The sequence below is a fragment of the Methanobacterium paludis genome, from assembly GCF_000214725.1.
GTDB classification, from domain to species: Archaea; Methanobacteriota; Methanobacteria; order Methanobacteriales; family Methanobacteriaceae; genus Methanobacterium_C; species Methanobacterium_C paludis.
Window position 1 is genome coordinate 203534 of the sequence record NC_015574.1, and the last position, 21285, is coordinate 224818.

At 36.8% G+C, this 21285-nt stretch carries 19 protein-coding genes; 13 read left to right on the top strand and 6 right to left on the bottom strand.

What is annotated here, in order from left to right; all coding sequences use genetic code 11:
• The first annotated feature begins 402 nt into the window (after positions 1-402).
• Positions 403-798, top strand: a complete 396-nt coding sequence (locus MSWAN_RS00870; protein WP_013824724.1) for a DNA-binding protein — start codon at positions 403-405, stop codon at positions 796-798.
• 115 nt (positions 799-913) lie between these two features.
• On the opposite strand, the gene MSWAN_RS00875 is transcribed toward MSWAN_RS00870, so the two are convergent.
• Together MSWAN_RS00875 and MSWAN_RS00880 are read right to left on the bottom strand one after the other, a co-directional pair.
• The gene (locus MSWAN_RS00875; protein ID WP_013824725.1) at positions 914-1915 is read right to left on the bottom strand and encodes a UPF0104 family protein; all 1002 of its coding nucleotides are present in this window, start codon (positions 1913-1915) and stop codon (positions 914-916) included.
• Positions 1912-2595: a glycosyltransferase family 2 protein gene (locus MSWAN_RS00880; RefSeq protein WP_013824726.1), complete on the bottom strand. Its 684-nt coding sequence runs from the start codon at positions 2593-2595 to the stop codon at positions 1912-1914. Before MSWAN_RS00880 ends, MSWAN_RS00875 begins: the two co-directional genes overlap by 4 nt.
• A 365-nt stretch (positions 2596-2960) precedes the next feature.
• Between MSWAN_RS00880 and glmM the strand changes: the two genes are divergently transcribed.
• The gene (gene glmM / locus MSWAN_RS00885) at positions 2961-4310 is read left to right on the top strand and encodes a phosphoglucosamine mutase (RefSeq protein ID WP_013824727.1); all 1350 of its coding nucleotides are present in this window, start codon (positions 2961-2963) and stop codon (positions 4308-4310) included.
• A gap of 205 nt (positions 4311-4515) precedes the next feature.
• On the opposite strand, the gene MSWAN_RS00890 is transcribed toward glmM, so the two are convergent.
• Entirely contained in the window at positions 4516-4722 is a 207-nt protein-coding gene (locus tag MSWAN_RS00890; RefSeq protein WP_013824728.1) for a hypothetical protein, read from the bottom strand.
• A gap of 202 nt (positions 4723-4924) precedes the next feature.
• Between MSWAN_RS00890 and afpA the strand changes: the two genes are divergently transcribed.
• Positions 4925-5494 (top strand): archaeoflavoprotein AfpA, encoded by a 570-nt coding sequence (gene afpA, locus MSWAN_RS00895; protein WP_013824729.1) that lies wholly within the window; start codon positions 4925-4927, stop codon positions 5492-5494.
• A 23-nt stretch (positions 5495-5517) separates the two neighbouring features.
• On the opposite strand, the gene MSWAN_RS00900 is transcribed toward afpA, so the two are convergent.
• From MSWAN_RS00900 to MSWAN_RS12145, 3 genes are all read right to left on the bottom strand, one after another.
• Complete coding sequence (locus MSWAN_RS00900; RefSeq protein ID WP_013824730.1) at positions 5518-5844, bottom strand: hypothetical protein; 327 nt, start codon at positions 5842-5844, stop codon at positions 5518-5520.
• 180 nt (positions 5845-6024) lie between these two features.
• The gene (locus tag MSWAN_RS00905; protein ID WP_013824731.1) at positions 6025-6513 is read right to left on the bottom strand and encodes an adenosine-specific kinase; all 489 of its coding nucleotides are present in this window, start codon (positions 6511-6513) and stop codon (positions 6025-6027) included.
• Positions 6514-6779: 266 nt separating this feature from the next.
• The gene (locus tag MSWAN_RS12145) at positions 6780-8840 is read right to left on the bottom strand and encodes a PAS domain S-box protein (protein WP_013824732.1); all 2061 of its coding nucleotides are present in this window, start codon (positions 8838-8840) and stop codon (positions 6780-6782) included.
• A gap of 591 nt (positions 8841-9431) precedes the next feature.
• Between MSWAN_RS12145 and MSWAN_RS00915 the strand changes: the two genes are divergently transcribed.
• From MSWAN_RS00915 to gatD, 10 genes are all read left to right on the top strand, one after another.
• Positions 9432-9986 (top strand): helix-turn-helix domain-containing protein, encoded by a 555-nt coding sequence (locus tag MSWAN_RS00915; RefSeq protein ID WP_013824733.1) that lies wholly within the window; start codon positions 9432-9434, stop codon positions 9984-9986.
• A gap of 44 nt (positions 9987-10030) precedes the next feature.
• Positions 10031-11719, top strand: coding sequence for an AMP-binding protein (locus MSWAN_RS00920; protein WP_013824734.1), 1689 nt, complete (start codon positions 10031-10033; stop codon positions 11717-11719).
• Between the two features lie 210 nt (positions 11720-11929).
• A complete protein-coding gene (locus MSWAN_RS00925; RefSeq protein ID WP_013824735.1) occupies positions 11930-12232 on the top strand; it encodes a 4Fe-4S dicluster domain-containing protein in 303 nt (100 codons plus the stop codon).
• The gene (locus tag MSWAN_RS00930; protein ID WP_013824736.1) at positions 12193-13344 is read left to right on the top strand and encodes a 3-methyl-2-oxobutanoate dehydrogenase subunit VorB; all 1152 of its coding nucleotides are present in this window, start codon (positions 12193-12195) and stop codon (positions 13342-13344) included. Before MSWAN_RS00925 ends, MSWAN_RS00930 begins: the two co-directional genes overlap by 40 nt.
• 1 nt (position 13345) lies before the next feature.
• Entirely contained in the window at positions 13346-14812 is a 1467-nt protein-coding gene (locus tag MSWAN_RS00935; protein WP_144011596.1) for a 2-oxoacid:acceptor oxidoreductase family protein, read from the top strand.
• A 540-nt stretch (positions 14813-15352) separates the two neighbouring features.
• Complete coding sequence (locus MSWAN_RS00940; protein WP_013824738.1) at positions 15353-17071, top strand: 2-oxoacid:acceptor oxidoreductase subunit alpha; 1719 nt, start codon at positions 15353-15355, stop codon at positions 17069-17071.
• 1 nt (position 17072) lies between these two features.
• Positions 17073-17930 carry a thiamine pyrophosphate-dependent enzyme gene (locus tag MSWAN_RS00945; RefSeq protein WP_013824739.1) on the top strand — a complete coding sequence of 286 codons (858 nt, stop codon included), beginning with the start codon at positions 17073-17075 and terminating at the stop codon, positions 17928-17930.
• Positions 17931-18231: 301 nt separating this feature from the next.
• Positions 18232-19011, top strand: a complete 780-nt coding sequence (locus MSWAN_RS00950) for an exodeoxyribonuclease III (protein WP_013824740.1) — start codon at positions 18232-18234, stop codon at positions 19009-19011.
• A 57-nt stretch (positions 19012-19068) separates the two neighbouring features.
• Complete coding sequence (locus MSWAN_RS00955; protein WP_013824741.1) at positions 19069-19686, top strand: DUF998 domain-containing protein; 618 nt, start codon at positions 19069-19071, stop codon at positions 19684-19686.
• Positions 19687-19949: 263 nt separating this feature from the next.
• The gene (gatD, locus tag MSWAN_RS00960; protein ID WP_013824742.1) at positions 19950-21257 is read left to right on the top strand and encodes a Glu-tRNA(Gln) amidotransferase subunit GatD; all 1308 of its coding nucleotides are present in this window, start codon (positions 19950-19952) and stop codon (positions 21255-21257) included.
• Positions 21258-21285: the final 28 nt, after the last annotated feature.

Sequence of the window (21285 nt, forward strand, 5' to 3'; positions counted from 1 at the left end):
ACCTGATTTGAAACGTTATGAATTTTAAAGTTATTATTTAAAACTGTTTAACGTTGTAAACTTCCTTTTTTTGCATTAAAACTAACTGTCTATTAAATTTTATTGCAATTAGTTTAACTTTTAATATCTTAACGAAAATTAAAAAATTTTTTAGTCTTATTTTAATCCTTTATAATTTGTTTAAACTCTATAAGATTCGTTAAAACGATTTTTAACATTGAAGTTTTAAAAGTTTTAAAAAAACATTGTTTTTAGTGTTGTTTTAAAATTAAGTTAAAATTTATATTTATTATTACTAAAAATATAAATAGTATTATTAATTATAATCTAACAAGATAATAAAAATTCTTTAAAATTAAGATATATGGCACTGACTTAACTCAAAAAAAACGGGGAAACTAGATGGAAGACCATTACATATTCAGGATCGCCCTCATAACATCGATCATTGGATTGGTTGGAATGATATTTTTTGCGGGACAGATAATGCCTCGGGAGGTAAAAATAAGTGATATAAGCAGGGGAATGCTCGACGAAGATGTGGCGGTTGAAGGTGTTGTTGAAAACATTGGTAAAGCCAAGGGCAGCAACACATATTTTCTTGATCTAATGGAGGGTACAGGAAAGACTACCTTGGTTATTTTTGACAGCACAGCAACTGATCTTCAAAAAGAACAAAATTTAACTGTTCAAAGTATGGATAAGCAGCGAATAAATGTTGTGGGTACTGTAAGTGAGTACAAAGGCAGCACTGAATTGATATTGAAGGATTCCAAATCTCTGAAGGTAATTTCTTAGTATTTTTTTTGGTAAGTTTAGACATAAATTTTAGACATAATATAATTTTTTAAGTGATGCTGTTTTTAAGTGATTTTACGATTAATTTTATAAAATATAAAGAGGGTCAAATTAATCATTTAGAAGTCTTCAGATCCAGGGTGTACCTTTTGATCTCACCGAGGATGTCCCTTGCGTAGTAGGATGCGAAAATTATTCCAAGGACACTTACAACCCAGAAAGATGCTAACCTATCGACCAGGGCGATACTGCCCGCTAAAGATCCAGAAACTCCAAATAACACAAACAAACCTGTGAGAGATATTTCTATGGATCCCATTCCTCCAGGAAGGGCCGTTACGATGCCGACTATGTTAGCAAGTAGGAATATGATCACAATGGCTGAAAAACTTATTTTAACGTTGAATGCGTAGAAAACAGTTAAAAGTCGGATACATTCGAGCAGCCAAGAAACTGCGGACAACGTAAATACAAATGAAAGGTTTTTGAAGTTGCTGAAGGAATTGGTGTACTCGATCATTCCCCTCAATCCTGTTGTGAATTTGGTGTACAGGTTATCAAGTACTTCCTTTTTAATAGGTAACCTGCTTATTAATGGGTGAATTTTTTCATATATCCATAAACTGCTATCTTCCCTCCAATTTATGAAGTAAATAAGTAAAACAACAGTAAATGACGCTAATCCTCCAATTAATGCCATATAACGTATTTTGGGCATAAAATAGGATGCTAAAATAAGTAGTATGGCACATATTATAATGTCAAAGAATCTTTCAGTAAGCCCTGCTGAAAGTCCCTCTGATAAACTTATCTTGTTGATCCTTTTGCCTGCCACTGCATTCATGAGTTCTCCTGCAGTTCTAGCAGGACTGAAATTTCCTGCAAAAAGTCCAATAGTCTTTACAACGTAATTTTTTTTGAATTCATAGGGCTGTTTTATTATGAAACCCCACCTCACAGACCTCACACCTATGACAACAAGATGGATTAAAACTGCAAGCAAGATAAGCCAGATATTTGCTGTTTTCACTGCAGTGATTATGTTCGATGGACCTATCCACAGTACCAGCAAAACTAAAAGGATTAAACTAACAAAAAGAACGTATAACTGTTTCAAAGTTTAATACTCTCCTTTAATTTCCTTAAAAGAATCATTAAAATGAAGAAAATATAGTTCAATACACTTCTCCATGTGACATATGATTTTTCATCACCGTACTTACAGGATATTGATGCTTCTTCGATGGTTATATTATTTTTTGATGCCACATAAAACATTTCCGATTCATAGACATAATCATCGTATTTTATGTCTAAAAATAATTTTGCAGCATCATTTGAAATTGCTCTAAATCCACATTGGCTGTCTGTAAGAGTGTAACCTGTTACATAACGCATAAATTTGGTTGTAATGGCATTTGAAAGCTTTCTTTGTATAGGTATGTTTTCTGGTAAGTTTTTTTTGAATCTAGAACCTATTACAACCTCTGCTCCATTAATGGCAGAAGTTAAGGATGGAATATCGTTGGGGTCATGTTGGCCGTCTCCATCGAGCACAACAAAAGTATTGTATCCATGTTCCAATCCAGTTTTAAGACCTGTTTTTATGGCAGCGCCTTTACCTTCATTCTGTGGATGTTTAAATACTTCTGCACCAGCTTCCTTTGCAAGTTGGGAAGTCCTATCTGTTGAGCCGTCGTCAACCACCAGAACATCAGAATACGCTAAAGCAGTTTCTACAACATTTTTTATGGCTACTTCTTCGTTATAAGCGGGAATTATTGTTATTAATTTCATTTTAATTTCCTATCCATCATAATGATATATAAATTATCAAATATAGTTATCAAAATTATTAACGATCTTGAAATGTGTATATTAGATATGTCATTCAATATTAAAATGCATGGAATATGGACATTTTATATAGATTTAAGGAAAATAAGCATTAACTATTATTTTTCGGTCATTTTTGCGGTCATTATACATGTCTGTTAATTTTGAAGCGTACCGAAATCAAAGTTTTTCATTAAACTTTTTGAGAAATACCCTAATATTGATAACGGTACAGATGAATTCTTTATATAAAAACATGCATAAACTAATAGGATACATCATTTGAGCAGTGAAATTAGTTTTATGATTTTGAAGGAAGTGCAGATATGAAACGTTTATTTGGAACCTTTGGGGTTAGAAGAATTGCTAATAAAGAATTAACGCCTGAATTCGCATCAAAACTCGCAGCGGCATATGGAACAATTGTAAAGGGTAAAGTGGCTGTTGGGGGAGACACAAGAACATCCACAAGTATGATAAAACATGCAGTAATTTCAGGTCTCCTATCATCTGGTTGTGACGTCATTGATCTGGGAGTTCTACCAACTCCTACAGTTCAGTTTGCTGTTAGAAATTATTATGATGGCGGGGTGATGATAACAGCTTCTCACAATCCTCCAAAATATAATGGAATAAAGTTCGTGGATTCAGATGGGATAGGAATCCCCGAGGATATGGAAGAAAAAATAGAAGGCATGTTTTTTGATGAAAACCCCGATCGTGTGTCATGGAACAAGATAGGGGAAATTTCAGAAAACTCTGGAATCATAGAGGAATATATTGAAAATGTTATAGACCGTGTTGACAGCGGTGCAATTGCGGATGCGAAGTTGAAGGTTGTTGTGGACTGTGGAAGTGGTGCAGCATGCTTTACAACGCCATATCTTTTAAGAAGGCTGGGGTGTGATGTTACCACTATGAACTGTCAGCCCGATGGATATTTCCCAGGAAGAAACCCGGAACCAACGGCAGAAAACCTTGAAGAGCTCATGAAAGTTGTTAAAGCAACAGGAGCAGACCTTGGGATAGCCCACGATGGTGATGCGGACCGTACAATATGTATAGATGAGAAGGGGAACTTCGTTTTTGGTGACAAGACCTTCACTCTGGTTGAAAAACACATGCTGATGGAAAACAGAGGAGGTACCATTGTTACAACGGTTGCAACATCATCTGCAATCTACGACATAGCAAAAGAATACGGTGGTGAAGTTATAGCAACCAAAGTTGGAGATTTGGTTGTTGCAAGGGAACTTAAAAATGTGAATGGCCTCTTCGGCGGTGAAGAAAATGGTGGCTTAATCTTCCCAGACTTTGTCTACGGAAGGGATGCAGCACTTGCAACGGCTAAAATCGTTGAGATAATTGCAAAGGAGAAAAAACCACTTTCAAAACTTATATCTGAACTCCCATTATATTATTCAGAGAAGATGAAGGTAGAATGTCCAGACAACCGCAAAGTTGAGGTCATGAATAAGATCGCAGAGGCAACCCAAAAACATGAAGTTGATACAACTGACGGTGTTAAAATATTCACAGAGGATGGCTGGGTTATAATAAGACCTTCAGGAACAGAGCCAATATTCAGATGTTTTGCAGAGGCCCAAAAACATGCAGACGCTAAAAAAATGGCTGAATGGGGTATAACACTAGTTAAAGACCATTTGAAATCCTGAAAATTTTTACCATTTTATTTTATCATTCCCATACTTTTTCGTTTTTTTTGTTCTTGATACTCTTTGCATCGTTATTTTTTTAATTTTGACGTTAAAATTCGTTTATCAATAAAATAAGTATTAGATATAATATAAATTGTTTTAAATTGTTTAAGAAGGAATATAATTTTTAATGAAATTTAATAGAAATAAAGGTTAATAGAAGTTAATCATAAAAACCATAGAATCGGGAGCAGTAATCGCACATTGGGTATTTATCGTATTTGTAGTGGCTTGAATCATCCTTGTTTATATCGAATTTCTTATTGCAGAAGTAGCATGTTTCTATCTTTTCAGGATTTTTTTTGCTGTTTTCATCTCCTTCACATGGAGTTTCGTGATTTTTCGTGGATTTTATTTGGAACACCCCCATAAAGTAAAGAATAGTTCTAATTTCAGTTTTTTAATTCAATTTGGGATTTTTAATGCGTTTATCCCACATGATCTTTAACTATTCATTAGTAACTCTCTACTTTAGGTTATATAATTTTTGTAGAACTATTAGTAGAAATTTGTAGAATCAAATTTTACTTAATGGAAAAATAGATTTATGTAGTAAAAACATAAAATTTCTTATGATAAAAAAAGGGAAAAGAAGGAAGATAGCATGGGGCATCACTGGAAGTGGTGAGAAATTAGTTGAAACAGTGGAAATCATGGAAAAAATGAAGGAAAAATATAAAAAAGAATTTGATGTAAGGGTTTTCGTTTCAAAGGCAGGGGACCAGGTGTTGAAGTACTACAACTTATCCAATACGCTTGAAACAATATTTGACAAAACTTGGACTGAAATAAATGCTAATGCACCATTTTTAGCCGGCCAAATACAGCTTGGAAGTTTTGAATTCTTACTTCTGGCTCCTGCTACTTCTAACACTGTTGCAAAAATTTCGTTGCGTATAGCAGATACTCTACTTACAAATGCAGCTATTATGGGTCAAAAAACATCAACACCCATTTACATAATGCCCACAGACTTTCGAGAGGGAACAGTGACCACTAAACTCCCAAACGGGCGTGATCTCGATCTTAAGATAACCCGGGCGGATGCTGAACATGTTGAAAAGCTGGCAGGTATGGAAAATACATTTGTATTTGAATATCCCGATGATATTCCCATAATTTTCAAAAAATATTCTGTTTAAGAGGTTAAGGAATAGATTATGTATTAAATTAACTTTCTTAAATGTTGCACTGTAACACCGAATTTATACCATCCTTCCTCTTCTTCCTCGTTTATGGGAGAAACACCCCTGAAATAGTGCTCAATTTCACCAGTACCTGCTATATTCATGTATAAAGGTTCCATGTCATCTATATTGTCAAAAAATTCATAAATATCCTTTAAATTTTCTTTTGGAGCTCTGAAATTTATTACCAACAATCCCTGACCTTTATCTTGAAGTTTAACATATTCATCACTTACTTCAAACTCATCTTCACCTGTTCTCTTATTTCCACCACTTCTACGAAAAAGCACAGTTGATTCTCCCATAATTAACCCCCTTCTTAACCATTGGATTTTTTTATCTGATAATATTTTTGTAGCTAAAAGTATAAATTTTTTTCACAGAAACTTTCAGTGTTGAAAAAAGAAGGTCTATGGGGCTTTATTAAATAAAAAAATAGTGAATTTATAGGTTTATTATCCTAAAATTGAAGGTTTTAGTATCGGTCAGAATTTGTAACCGATGCTTCTAAGGAAGGCTTTCCTCTGATTCACGTCTTCTTCAGTTTCAATTCCTTTAGGTATAAATCCATCTACAACTCCAATTATGCCTCTACCCTGCTCCGTTTCAACTATTAAAACTTCAACGGGGTTAGATGTGGCACAAAATAGGTTTACAACTTCTGGCACGCTTTTTATACGTTGTGTGACGTTGATTGGAAAGGCATTTTTGAGGTATATGAGAAACGAGTGTCCGCACCCGATTTCAAGCATCTTGTTGCTGGCAATTTTCACCAGCTCTTTGTTGTTGCCAGCACATCTTACAAGACAGTCGCCTGATGCCTCTCCAAAAGCGATACCAAACTCTGCCTGGGGAACTGTGTTAAAAATAGCTTCATAAAGGTCTTCAACTGTTTTTATGAAATGGCTCTGTCCAAGGATTATGTTGCAGTCATCTGGAACCTCTAATTTAACAATTTTAATTTCTAAATCCATTAAAACTCCTCCATGCTTAATATGATCCTTAAGGTAATTTAATTTAACTTCGCATAATCCAAGATATCTGTGATTGGGATGTGATGTAAATAAGCAGTTTTAAAAACAGTTTTAAAAACAGTTTTTAAGGGTTTTAATCAGTATTTAGCTAGATTTTGGACAGTTTTTAAGCATATCCCAAGTCAAATGTAAATCCAATTCTTATAAAAAAAGATTAATATTATCTAGGAGTAGACATGAAACACTAGAACACGAAACAATTCCCATCATGTAAAAGTAATCCTGAATTCGGTCCTTCCTTCAGTTATAAGTTCTAATTCCCCGTCAATTTGGTCTGTTAGGCTTGTTATTAAACGCATTCCTAAAGTATCTGTATTTCTAAAGTCCATATCTTCCGGGAAACCTATACCTGTATCAATCACAGTTAAAACGTTTTCATCATTATTATTTCTAAAAAAACCGATTTCTATTTCTCCATGCATCCCTTTGGGAAATGCATGTTTCACTGAGTTGGTCACAAGTTCGTTTAAAATGAGTCCGCAGGGGATTGCTGTGTTTATGTCCAGTAATATACTGTCAACATTTATTTTAAGCTTAATAACGGTTATATTTACTCCATATGAGCTGAACAGTCCTGATGCCAGGTTTTTGATGTAATCCCCAAAGTTGATGCGTGCAAAGTTTTCTGATTGGTATAATTTTTCATGGATCATTGCCATGGATTTAACCCTATTTTGACTTTCTTTAAAAACATTCTGAGCTTCTTTATCTTCAATGTAACCAGACTGAAGGTTCAGGAGGCTTGAGACAATTTGGAGGTTGTTTTTAACACGGTGGTGGATTTCCTTTAAGAGAACATCCTTCTCTTCAAGGGAAGCTTTTATCTGTGCTTCTGTTTTTTTGTGATGTGTTATGTCTCTGGTTGTTGTCAGGAATGCAAAGGGTTCTCCGTCAATGTTTTTAATAAGTGTTGCATTTAATTCTCCTATAAACTGTTTACCATCCTTTTTCTTCATAATGTACTCTAAATTTCTTAAAATGCCCCTTTGGATGGTTTTTTGCATGTCTAAACCGGCTTTTTGGTGGTCTTCAGGGGTTATTAATTCAAGGATGTTTTTCCCAAGCAGTTCATCAGGGGTTTCATATTCGTGCATTTCAAGGGCTCTTGGGGATAAGTAGGTAATTTTACCTGCCATATCTGTTGTAACAACAGAATCAGGGTCTGTTTTTACCAAAGTTTTGTAGAGTTCCTCAGTTTTGTGAAGCGCCGTCATCATATTTTTCTTTTCAGTTAAATCACTTCCAATACATACAATTCCAAGTGGCTCATCGTCTATGATTTTAATACCTGATACAGACAGGAGTACGGGTATAATTTTGTTATTTTTTGCCTTTAATTTGGTTTCAAAAGTTTTTACGTCTCCATTTTCCATCTGATCTTCATTTAAATTTTTTAAAATCTTATCTAACGTTTTTTCATCCTTAAAAATAAATTGTAATGGTTTACCCTTAATTTTTTCTTCAGAGTATCCTAAAAGTTTTAAAGATGCGTTGTTCACTGTTACTATCCTTTTTTTAGGGTTTAATATGATAAGGAAGTTAGACATGGTGGCTATTATTTTATCTGCAGCCATTGCAGGTGTAAGAATAGGGAAATGATACTTATAGATTCCGTAAGCAATAAACAGGAGTCCTATAGTTATACTTGTCATTGTGAGTTCTGGAACTCTTATTGATACCAATGGGAAAATAAGATCGCTTATTAAGCTAATAATTAGGGGAATGTAGAGACCTATGAATATGTACTTGGTCTGCTTTTTTTCCATGGGTTTTGTGGTCTTCGAGTAATATAAGAAGAATAGGGCGGCAGCTGTGAACCCTCCAAACATACTCCATAGACTCATTATCCCAAATAAAGTTGGATCAAATGGCACGGTGTAGGTCCAACCCCAATATTCTCTTAAAGCTCCGTTTATGATTAGATCAGTTGTGAGTCCCAGCCCCGAGAGTATTATGGCGGGTAGATACACCAGGTAAATCATTTTACTTTTAAGGAAGTCGCGTTTTTCTGTGAAGATTAATGCTATATGCAGCAGTAAAGCAGGTACAAATGGCCATAAGGTACTTAATTTTAACCAGAAGTAAGCGGTGCTTGCATTTTCAGCCTGCCGATATCCAAATTCTGTGAAAGCCAGAAATCCAACAAATATACATAAAATTGCAATCAGCTTATTTAGTTGGCTTTTAGGATTCTTGTAGTAAATGAAGTTCCCTAAAAAGATGCATATCACCGATGCGAGCAGAGATATGACGGCATATATGTTCATAGTGTGTCCTCAATTAAAACTAAAATCACAGGTTAAACTTGCAAGTTTTCCATTTAGTATCATTGTTACTGTTTTATCTGTTAATTTTATTCATGCTTTGTTATTCATTCTTATTTAAAAAAGATTATTGTAGTTTATACAGTATAAATCATATAATATAAACTTTATTTAACTTCTCCTAGAATAAAAAAAATTTTCTAACGATAATGTTCTACGATCATTATATATATCAGATTTTCATAAATTGTCATTAACAATCATTATAATTTAATCCTTTTTGTATTATTTAATGATCAAAAATAGGAACAAATGAGAATACAATATTATTGGGTAGAACTAATATGTTTTAAAAAATTAAAAAACAACAAACAGGAAAACAGATGATCTATGAGATCATCTTTGTATTGTTGCTTGATGAATTGAATTTACCAAAGTATTAAACTCGGTAAAAAATAAGCCAAAGACTGGGTTTTGAATTAAATTGTCAAACCATCAAAAAATATAGTAGGAATGCCATAATTATAACAATCAAATATAAAATTCATATATTAAATTCACATTGTCATTTTGAGAGCTAGATGAGGTTTCAACATGAAAGAAAAAATGAGAGAAATTGCTTTACGTATTTCAGAGTTGAGAGAACTGTCTGAAATTGGTGCCGAGGAGATGGCACAATATCTGAACATACCAATTGAAACTTACAAACAGTATGAAGATGGGATCTATGACATCCCTGCAAGTATTCTGTATGAAATTGCCCACAAGTTGAATGTGGACATGGGCCTTTTACTTACCGGTGAAGAAACCAGAATGCATATATTCACCGTGACAAGGAAGGGGAAGGGTGTCAAGGTTGATAGGAGAAAACAGTACAAGTACGAGAACCTCGCCGAAAAATTCATTCACAAAAAAGCGGAGCCATTCGTTGTGACAGTTGAACCTAGAGCTGATGGCAGCAAACCATCAACCAACTCACATCCCGGTCAGGAGTTTAACTATGTTATAATGGGCTCTTTGAAGTTGTACATTCACGAAAATGAGATAATACTCGAAAAAGGAGACTCAGTATTTTTTGATTCAACATATGAACATGCAATGGAAGCATTAAACAATAAAACTGCTAAATTCCTTGCAATAGTGATGTAAAAATTCTTGCAATTAATAAAATCATTAAATGGAAAGTGGTATTGATGTCACATTTACTGAATAAATTTGTTCCAAAAACTGAATTTGAATCATATAAAGATTTTAAAGAGAATTTCAGGATAGAATTTCCCGAAAACTTCAACTTCGCCTTTGACGTTGTTGATGAATATGCCAGTAAGTACCCTGAGAAGGTTGGCCTTGTCTGGTGTGATGATGATCAGGAGAAGATCTTCACCTTCAGGGACCTTAAAAATTACAGCAACAAAACAGCCAACTTCCTCAGGCAATGCGGAGTAGAAAAGGGTGACAGAGTTATTTTAACCCTTAAAAGTCGATATGAGTTCTGGTTCTGCCTGTTGGCCTTGCACAAGTTAGGGGCAATAGCAATCCCTGCAACTCACATGCTAAAAACCAAGGACATAACCTACAGGATAACAAGTGCAGGAATCAGTATGGCTATCTGCATAACAGAAAATGGAGTCCCCGACTATTTCGATGAGGCAGAGGCACAACTCAAGGATACAAAACTTTTAAAAGCTTTCGTGGGTGATGGAGAACGTGAAGGATGGTTTAATCTACGTGAAGGAATTGAAAAAGCTTCACCAGAGTTTGAAAGACCTAAGGGGGATGCTGAAACAAAAGTTTCTGATGTTTCAATTGGGTTATTCTCATCAGGAACCACAGGACTCCCTAAAATGGTTAACCACAGTTATACCTATCCTCTTGGCCACATAATCACGGCAAAGTATTGGCAAAATGTTTTAGAGGATGGATTGCACTACACGATTGCAGACACTGGATGGGGTAAGGCCCTGTGGGGTCAGATATATGGGCAGTGGATTGCAGGAAGTGCCGTATTTATATACGATTATGACAGATTCGACGCAGCCCATGTCCTGGATAAAGCATCAAAACATGGAGTTACAACCTTCTGTGCACCTCCAACAATCTATAGATTCCTCATAAAAGAAGATCTTTCCAAATATGATTTTTCAAATCTTCAATACGTGGTTACAGCCGGTGAACCATTGAATCCGGAGGTTTACAACAAATTCTATGAGTTCACAGGTTTAAAATTGAGAGAAGGCTTCGGACAGACTGAAACCGTTGCATCTGTTGCTAACTTCCCATGGATCAAACCTAAACCTGGATCAATGGGAAAACCATCTCCAGGATATGATGTTATGCTTCTTGACAAAGAGGGAAAACCCTGTGATGTTGGAGAAGAAGGGGAGATATGTTTCAGAATCCATAAAAGGCCAATAGGACTTTTCACAGGTTACTACCGCAAACCTGAGAAAACGAGGGAAGCATGCCACGGAGGTTACTACCACACAGGAGACACGGCCTGGAAGGATGAAGATGGCTACCTCTGGTTTGTGGGACGTAACGATGACATAATCAAAAGTTCAGGCTACAGGATAGGGCCTTTCGAAGTTGAGAGCGCCGTAATATCCCATCCTTCAGTTCTTGAATGTGCAATAACGGGTGTACCCCACCCCATAAGGGGGCAGGTGATAAAGGCAACCATAGTACTTGCCAAGGGTTATAAACCTTCAGAAGAACTTAAAAAGGATATACAAAACCATGTTAAAGGTGTAACAGCTCCTTATAAGTATCCACGTGTTGTTGAATTTGTTGAAGAGCTTCCAAAAACCATAAGTGGTAAAATAAAACGTGTGGAAATAAGGGAAAAAGATTTGGGAAATGTATCTGGTGGTTCAGAAACCTAGAAACGTCAGTTAAGGGTTAGCTGGGTAAAATCATTATAATTTTTATTATTATTACTCATTTAAACAAAATATTTACTGAAATTAAATTTAGGATAATTTTAAATGAAATTAATTAAACATTATTTAAACCGATTAAGAAGAATTAAAGTGATTATAAATCGTTTATTTAACGACTTAAACTTGATTATAAACAATTAGAAGTTTGATATCATGTCTGAAAAGATTCAAAAAAAGGAGCCGTATCCAGTGATCAACACTCTGGAATGTAAAGCATGTGGAAGATGTGTTTTAGCATGTAGAAAGGGTGTTTTAAAGTTAAGTGATGATACAAACGAAAGAGGATATCGTTACGTAGTTTACAAGGGTGAAGGATGCTCAGGATGTGGTGATTGTTACTACACCTGCCCTGAACCACTTGCAATAGAGATTCATATACCCAAAAAAGATAAAAAAAATGAAGGGGAGAAGAAACAATGGCCACGCAGCTCATTAAGGGAAATACAGCCGTTATAATAGGTGCAATGTACGCAGGATGTGATTGCTACTTTGGATACCCAATAACACCGGCCACAGAAATTCTTCACGAAGCTTCAAAGTACTTCCCAATGGTTGGAAGGAAGTTCGTTCAGGCGGAATCAGAGGAAGCTGCCATAAACATGGTTTATGGGGGAGCATCAACAGGGCACCGTGTTATGACAGCATCATCAGGTCCAGGTATAAGTCTGAAACAGGAAGGAATATCTTTCCTTGCAGGGGCAGAACTTCCATGTGTCATAGTGGATATTGTAAGGGCAGGTCCGGGTTTAGGGAACATAGGGCCTGAACAAGGTGACTACAACCAGATAGTTAAAGGTGGTGGCCATGGAAACTACAAAAACATAGTTCTTGCCCCCAACTCTGTCCAGGAAATGTGTGACTTCACAGCCAAGGCATTTGAACTGGCAGAAAAATACCGGAACCCTGTTATAGTGCTAGCAGATGGAGTCCTCGGTCAGATGGTAGAACCTCTACACTTCCCTGAAACTGCGTTCCAGCCTAAAATTGATACGTCATGGGCTGTCTGCGGGAACGCCGAAACAAAGAAAAACTTGGTAACATCAATATTTCTTAACTTCGACCAGCTCGAGGATTTCAATTACAGGATCCAGGAAAAATATGCTGTAATGGAGGAAAATGAAGTAAGATTTGAGGAGTATCAGATGGAAGATGCTGAGATCATTCTTGTGGCCTATGGAATAAGCAGCAGAATTGCAAGGGCTGCAGTTGAATCTGCCCGTGCTGAGGGGATAAAAGTCGGGCTTTTCAGACCCCAAACCCTCTTCCCCTTCCCAAAAAATGAGCTTAAAAAAATAGCAGAAGAACGGGAATGCAAATTCCTGTCAGTTGAAATGAGCAACGGCCAGATGCGTGATGATATAAGACTTGCAATAGAATGCAAGCGCCCTGTGGAACTTGTAAACCGGATGGGTGGAAACCTCATGGACAGGGACAGTATCATGAGTAAGATAAAGGAAATCGCTGGTAAAAAAGTTGAAGGCAAATTTGAGGGAATTGGGAAAATAGATAAGATTGACCCAGATAAAGCAATTGGAGATAAAATTGATGGAAATGGAGGAGGTGACTAACATGGCAGATAGGATCGTTGAAGATAACGTTATCGAGGAAAACGTCGAAAAAGTCATAGAAAAACCCAAATCAATGCTCAATGAATTTCCCCGCAAAGGTGGAAGCGCACCTACAGCAACCCATTACTGTCCTGGCTGTGGCCATGGAATCCTTCACAAACTCATAGGGGAATCTCTAGACGAACTTGAAATCCAGGATCGAACCATACTAACAAGTCCTGTGGGCTGTGCAGTATTTGCATACTATTACTTTGACTGTGGAAACGTTCAGACAGCACATGGAAGGGCCCCAGCAGTTGGAACAGGAATGTCAAGGGCTGAAGACAACTCTGTTGTCATACTCTATCAGGGAGATGGGGATCTAGCTTCGATAGGTCTTAACGAAACGATTCAGGCAGCAAACCGAGGGGAAAAAATGGCGGTTTTCTTCGTGAACAATACTGTTTATGGGATGACTGGAGGTCAAATGGCCCCTACAACACTTATAGGTGAAAAAACAGTTACATGTCAGAACGGCCGTGACCCGCGCTTTGCAGGGTATCCTCTTCATATGTGTGAGCTTCTCAACAACCTCAGAGCCCCTGTGTTCATTGAAAGGGTTTCACTTTCAGACCCATCTCACATAAGAAAAGCTAAAAAAACTGTTAAAAAAGCTTTGGAAGTACAGAGGGATGGTAAGGGATACGCTTTTGTTGAGGTTTTATCACCATGCCCAACAAACCTTAAACAAGATGCAGAAGGTACAGAAAAGTTTCTAAATGAACAGATGGAAGTAGAATTCCCCCTTGCAAATTTCAGGGATAAAATCAAGGAAACTGAACCATTATGCAGGGATAAAAGTGATTTCTCCAAGGAATCGCTTGATAAAATATTTGATGTTGAAAGCGAAAGCGCAATGGAAGCAATTGATGATCCGGACTTTGAAACAAAGGTTGTTAAAATTTCAGGGTTTGGAGGCCAGGGAGTTCTTAGCATGGGCCTCATAATTGCCCAGGCAGCATGTAACGCCCAGCGTCATGTTTCATGGTACCCATCCTACGGACCAGAACAGCGTGGTGGAACATCTAATTGTACAGTAGTTATATCTGGAGAAACAATAGGTTCACCTGTTGTTTACAATTACGATGTTCTTGTGGCACTCAACAAACCATCGCTTGAAAAATTCGCAGATAGAGTTAAAAAAGACGGTGTAATATTATACGATGTAGAAATCGGAGAATTTGAGGCTCCTGAAGGCGTCAGGACAATACCAGTTCCTGCACTGGAAATTGCTAAGGAGCACGGTGTTCCTAAAGCTGCAAACACTGCAATGCTCGGTGTTTTAATGGCCATTGCATCCACAGACCTTTCAGATGATGATTTTAAACATGCGGTAAAACACACATTTGCCAAAAAACCTAAACTTGTCCCGACTAACATTGAGATACTGGAAGCCGGGGCAGGATGGGCAAATAAAAATCTGAAATAAAATTTTGGATTGGACTGAAATGAGTAAGTCCAATATCCTTTTATTTTAAGATATATTATTTTAAGGAATTTAGAATCTTTCCTGAATCTTTTAAGTTAATTCATATAAATTTCTTGAATTTTATTTTGTTCAAATGCCCTCGTTGTTCATTTTTTTATTCAAGGGATGTGTATTTTAATTTATATATCAATTTTTAAATTTTTTTTTAACCTTCCTTTTTTATTCAATTTTTTATCAATTTAAAGATTAAAAGTCGTATTTTGTCATTATATGTAATGATTTTTATATTTTCTGATGTTTAACAACGTTAATTCCATTTATAAATAAGTTTAGAGGATATGGTTTAAAGATCGTTGTTGTCTGCTTTAGAAGATTTTTTCATTATAACGATTTTTTCATACATTTTAAATTTTTTTAAATTTCATGGATTTTTGATCAGAAATTTCATCAGAAATCATGATTTTGATGCTAATTTTAAGTAAATTGAAACACATATTTTTACATTGGAATGGTACTAATTTTTGGTTACGGGTGGTGACAATGTCGTTTGATTCGTTTAAAGAAGATGTATCTATAGTTTTATGTGGAGAAGCGGGCCAGGGAATCCAAACTGTAGAATCAATACTGGTTCATGCCATTAAAAAGGGAGGATACCATGTTTTCTCAACGAAGGAGTACATGTCCAGGGTTAGGGGAGGTGAAAATTCAACTGAAATAAGGATATCATCAAAAAGAGTGATTTCTTACGTTGATAGGATTGATATCCTACTCTCACTAAGTAAAGGAGCGGTTCCTCATCTTGAAAATCGTATATCCTCAAAAACGGTTATAATGGGGGATGATCAGCATCTAAAATCTCTGAAGGAAGGATATGATCTCATTAAAATTCCTCTTTTAGATATGGCAAAGGAAATGGGAGGAGTTATCTTCTCAAACGTGATAGCAGCCGGGGCGATAGCATGCATTTTGAACATACCTAGATCCATATTTGAAAGTTGTATTGAGGAGATATTTGCCCGGAAAGGTGAAGGTATTGTTAAAAAAGACATAGCAGCAGGTATGAAGGGCTATGAAATTGGTAAGGAACTGGTTGATTCTGGAAGGATCAAGGTAGATATAGAAACCAATCCTAAAGTCGCTGATGAACTTCTTTTAGATGGAACAGAAGCTGTAGGTTTGGGCTGTATTGCTGGGGGCTGTAGATTCATGTCTTCATATCCTATGACTCCTTCAACACCTCTTCAAACGTTTATAGCTCAAAATTCGAAAGATTTTGACATTATATTTGAACAGGCGGAAGATGAGATAGCTGCAATTAATATGGCCATAGCCGGATTTTATGCAGGAGCCAGATCAATGGTTGCAACATCTGGAAGTGGTTTTGCACTTATGGAAGAGGGTGTAGGTCTTTCAGGTATCATAGAAACCCCTGTTGTGATATACATAGGTCAAAGGCCGGGACCTGCCGTGGGACTTCCCACCAGGACTGCCCAGGAAGACCTGAACCTTGCATTTTACTCAGGGCCTGGAGAGTTTCCAAGAGCCATATTTGCACCAGGTAACCTGGAAGATGCATTTGAACTGTCTCAAAAGGCGTTTAATCTTGCAGATCGTTGTCAGGTGCCGGTTTTCATACTTTCGGATCAGTACTTTGCAGATGTTTTTTACAACCAGTCTCCATTTGACCTTGAGGGTCTTGAAGTTGAAGATCATACCATAAAGACGGGTAAAGATTACAAACGATACAAAATAACCCAAAATGGAATATCTCCCCGTGGAATCCCTGGATTTGGTGATGGTTTGGTGATCGTTGATTCTGATGAACACGATGAGGAGGGACATTTAACAGAGGACCTGGACATCAGGGAAAAAATGGTGGATAAACGCCTCAGAAAGTTAAATGAAGTTCAAAAGGATGTGATTCCACCTGAACTTGTCGGGAACCATGATTACAGTACGTTGGTTATAGGGTGGGGTTCAACCTATGGCCCAATAAAGGAAGCTCTGGATAATCTAAAAGCAGAGGACATGAGCTTTTTATATTTCAAGCAACTCTATCCCCTACATCCATCTACAGAAAAATATCTTAAAAATGCTGAAAGAACAGTAATATTTGAGAACAATGCTCAATCACAGTTTGCGGATTTAATAAAACTTAAAACTGGATTTAATATTGAAAGCAAGGTTTTAAAGTATAACGGAATGCCATTTTCCGTTGAGGAAGTGGAAGAAAATCTCAAAGAGCTTTTGGAGGGTTAATATGGATCCTAAAATGTTTGATGTTGAAGGTGCAGATGTTGCATGGTGTCCGGGTTGCGGAGACTTTTCAATCCTAAGAGCACTGAAGGAAGTTCTGGCTGAACTGGAAATAAGTCCGCAGGAGCTGGTCTTGGTATCTGGAATAGGGCAGGCGGGTAAATTGCCCCATTACCTTAAATCGAATGTTTTCAACGGACTTCATGGTCGGTCTTTACCTGCATCAACTACAATAAAAGCTGTAAATCCTGAGCTTACCGTAATAAATGTGAGTGGAGATGGATGCACCTATGGTGAAGGAGGTAATCACTTCATCCACAACATCCGTAGGAATCCCGATATCACCAACGTAGTACACAACAACATGGTTTATGGTCTGACAAAGGGACAGGCATCTCCAACAAGTCAAAAGGAGTTCAAAACACCTTTACAGGCTGAGGGGGTAATTTCAGAACCTTTCAATCCATTATCCATTGCAATAGCCCTTGATGCGTCTTTTGTGGCCAGGGCATTTAGTGGAGATATCTCTCAGACAAAAGAAATCCTGAAAAAAGCAATAAAACATAAAGGATATGCTCTGGTGGATATATTCCAGCCATGTGTCACATTCAACAAAGTGAACACATTTCAGTGGTTTAAAAACAACACGTATTATTTGGACGAGTCCCACGACCCATATGACAGAAATCAGGCGTTTAAAAGGTCAGTAGAAACTGAAAAGTATCCTCTGGGCATATTTTATATCAATCCCAAAAGGACATTTGAAGAAAATTTAACAGTTTACAGTAAGGATAAATCACCAATGTACAAAAGAGAGTTCCACATGCCTAGGTTAAGGGAACTTATGGACTCAAAAAAATGATCCATATTTTGAGTAATTCACTGTAATGAGTATTGTAATGGTGTAAAATCTTAGAACACAAAACTGGGCTATTTAGGAGAATTTAATCTTCTGTAGATATCTGTGTATAAAGCATATCTATAAATAAAATGTTTAAACGTTTATTTAGATCCTTAAAAATCCAGATTTTGACCCTTATCACATTGGGACAAGTGGTGGTTGAACTAGCTTTCTTTTATATTGACATTTGAACTAAATATTAAGTGTTGAATATTTTTATGTTGATTAAAAGTAGCTAAGATAAGTTGGGTAGGGAAACAAAATGGACAAAATCAGGATCTTATCGTGGAACGTAAATGGAATAAGGGCCGTGCACAAAAAAGGATTTGGTGAATGGTTTAAGACAGAACAGCCGGATATTTTATGTGTTCAGGAGACAAAAGCCGTTCGAAAGCAGGTGCCCCGGGATATAAGGGAATTTGAAGGTTACCACACCTATCTATCCGAGGCTGATAGAAAGGGCTACAGTGGAGTGGCATTGTACACAAGAATAAAGCCGGAAAAGGTTGAATATGGATTTGGAATAGATAAATTCGACCTTGAAGGCAGAACATTGATTGCAGATTATGGAGATTTTGTTTTATTCAACATATACTTCCCAAACGGTAAAATGTCCCCTGAAAGGTTGCAGTACAAGATGGATTTCTACGATGCATTCATGGAATACGCAGACAAACTCAAGGATGAAGGTAAGAACATAGTCGTATGTGGAGATGTGAATACAGCTCATAAAGAAATAGATCTGGCTCGTCCAAAGGAAAACGAGAAAATTTCAGGATTTTTACCCGAAGAAAGGGCATGGATCGATGAATTTTTAAATCATGGCTACGTGGACACATTCCGGGAGTTCAACCAGGAAGAAGGCCAGTACACATGGTGGAGTTACCGTACCAGAGCCCGGGATCGAAACGTTGGGTGGAGACTTGATTATTTCTTTGTGAACGAGGAGTTTATGAATCATATCAAATCATCATTCATCCTGAAGGATGTCATGGGCTCAGATCACTGTCCTGTGGGTATTGAGGTTGTTTTAGGGGATTAAAAATTCTTATAAATTCTTTACTAAATTTGTAAAATAAATTTTGTAAAAATGTTTCAAATGAACTTAAACCTCTTAAAAAAGTACATGGCACATGTATTGGGACTAGTTTCCATTTTAATATTTTTAATTTTTACATCGATAGCTGTAGCATGTTTTCCCGGGAATTTTACACCGGTTACCAACTGGCTCAGCGACCTTGGAAATCCAAATTTTAACCCTTCTGGGGCAATTTTCTTTAACACAGGCTGTATCTTGGCAGGTACAATATTCATTCCATTTTTTACAGGGCTTTACAGGTGGCACACCGATAAAAAATGGGATAACATTATTTTAGTTTCTGCACAGATTGTAGGGTTTATTTCAGCATTTGCAATGATCATGGTCGGAATTTTTCCTGAAACCGACCCTAAGATGCATTGGATCTGGTCATCAATCCTTTTTATTACTATTTTAATATTTTTGATACTTATCAACATTTCTTTGTTTGATCATCCAAAGTTCATGAGGCCAATATTCTATTTCGGTCTGCTGGCAGTTTTGGTGGATCTCTTTTTCATAGTTATGTTCAGAATTTATACAGGTCTTCCTGCTCCTCTATTTGAATGGTTGGCAGCATTTTTTGCCATTTTTTGGATCGCAGCGTTGACATACAACATGCTAAAATTAAAGGTTTGAATTGAATTTTGAAGAGAACTTATTATTGATTAAAATTTGAAATTGGTTAACTGAAATAGTGATTTTCAACTTCCTGAAAACCATTCCAAAATAATACTTAAAAATTTATTTTACGAGAAATATAAATTTAAAAGGTTTTATGAGATGTTAACCAACCAGTTAATTAACATTCATGAATTTGATTTGATCTTTCTGATTTGATCAAACATTTAAAGACTTTATTAATACATGGAATTTTAAAAGAAATCTTATAGAGGGTTTTTATGAGTTACAGAGGAGCTTCAAAACAATTTTTAGATTCACAAGACATATCAATTGGAGATAAAATCAGAATAACCAAAAAGGACGTATCCTATGAGGGGATGGTTCTTGAAAGGGCAGAAGATGCTGATGAAAAGCATATCGTCTTGAAACTTGCAAGTGGCTACAACGTAGGATTGGACATACTGGATGCAGAGGCGAAACTTCTGGAGAAGGGTGAGAAACCTAAAATAGAACTTCAACCACTTGAAATAGAAAAAGATGGTAAAAAACGGGATATATCCATAATATCAACCGGAGGGACGGTTGCATCTATTATAGACTATAAAACAGGGGCTGTGCACCCTGCATTTACAGCTGATGATCTTTTACGTGCCACACCAGAGCTTTTGGAACATGCGAACATAAATGGGGAAGCTATTTTAAACATCCTGAGCGAGAACATGAAACCTGATTACTGGATTAAAGCAGCGCGTTCCATAGCAGATGAAATTAATAACGGTGCTTATGGTGTTGTGGTGGCTCATGGTACAGACACCATGCATTACACCTCTGCGGCCTTGAGTTTCATCTTGGACACACCTGTTCCTGTGGTTTTGACAGGTGCCCAGAGGAGTTCAGACAGGCCATCATCTGATGCATTTTTAAACCTTATGGGGTCTGTTACAGCCGCTAAATCGGACATAGCTGAAGTTATGGTGTGTATGCATGCCACGGAGGATGATTCTTACTGCTACCTTCACCGTGGTACCAAGGTCAGGAAGATGCACACGTCCCGAAGGGACACTTTCCGCAGTATAAACACCCAGCCCATTGCAAAGGTTCGCAACGGCAATATAACAATTCTCGATGAAAATCAAGAATACAAAAAGCGTGAAAATGGAGAAGTGAAGCTTCAAGATAATTTAGAACCTAAAGTAGCATTTATAAAAAGTTATCCTGGAATTTCGGGGGAAATTATTGATTATCATATTGATAAAGGTTACAAAGGAATCGTTATAGAGGGAACAGGTCTGGGGCACTGTCCAGATTATTTGATACCTGCGGTTAATAGGGCAACAGACAGTGGAATTCCTGTGGTTATGGGTTCCCAGTGCTTGTACGGTAGGGTGAACATGAACGTTTATAGTACAGGTAGGGAACTTGTATCAGCTGGTGTTATATCTGCCCTGGACATGCTGCCTGAAACTGCATACGTCAAGCTTGTGTGGACTCTAGGACAGACTGACAACATGGAAGAAGTGAGAAAAATCATGCAGACCAACCTGAAAGGTGAGATTGGAGCTAAATCATCCCAAAAATTCTTTTGATATGATATCAAGCATTCTAATTTAATTC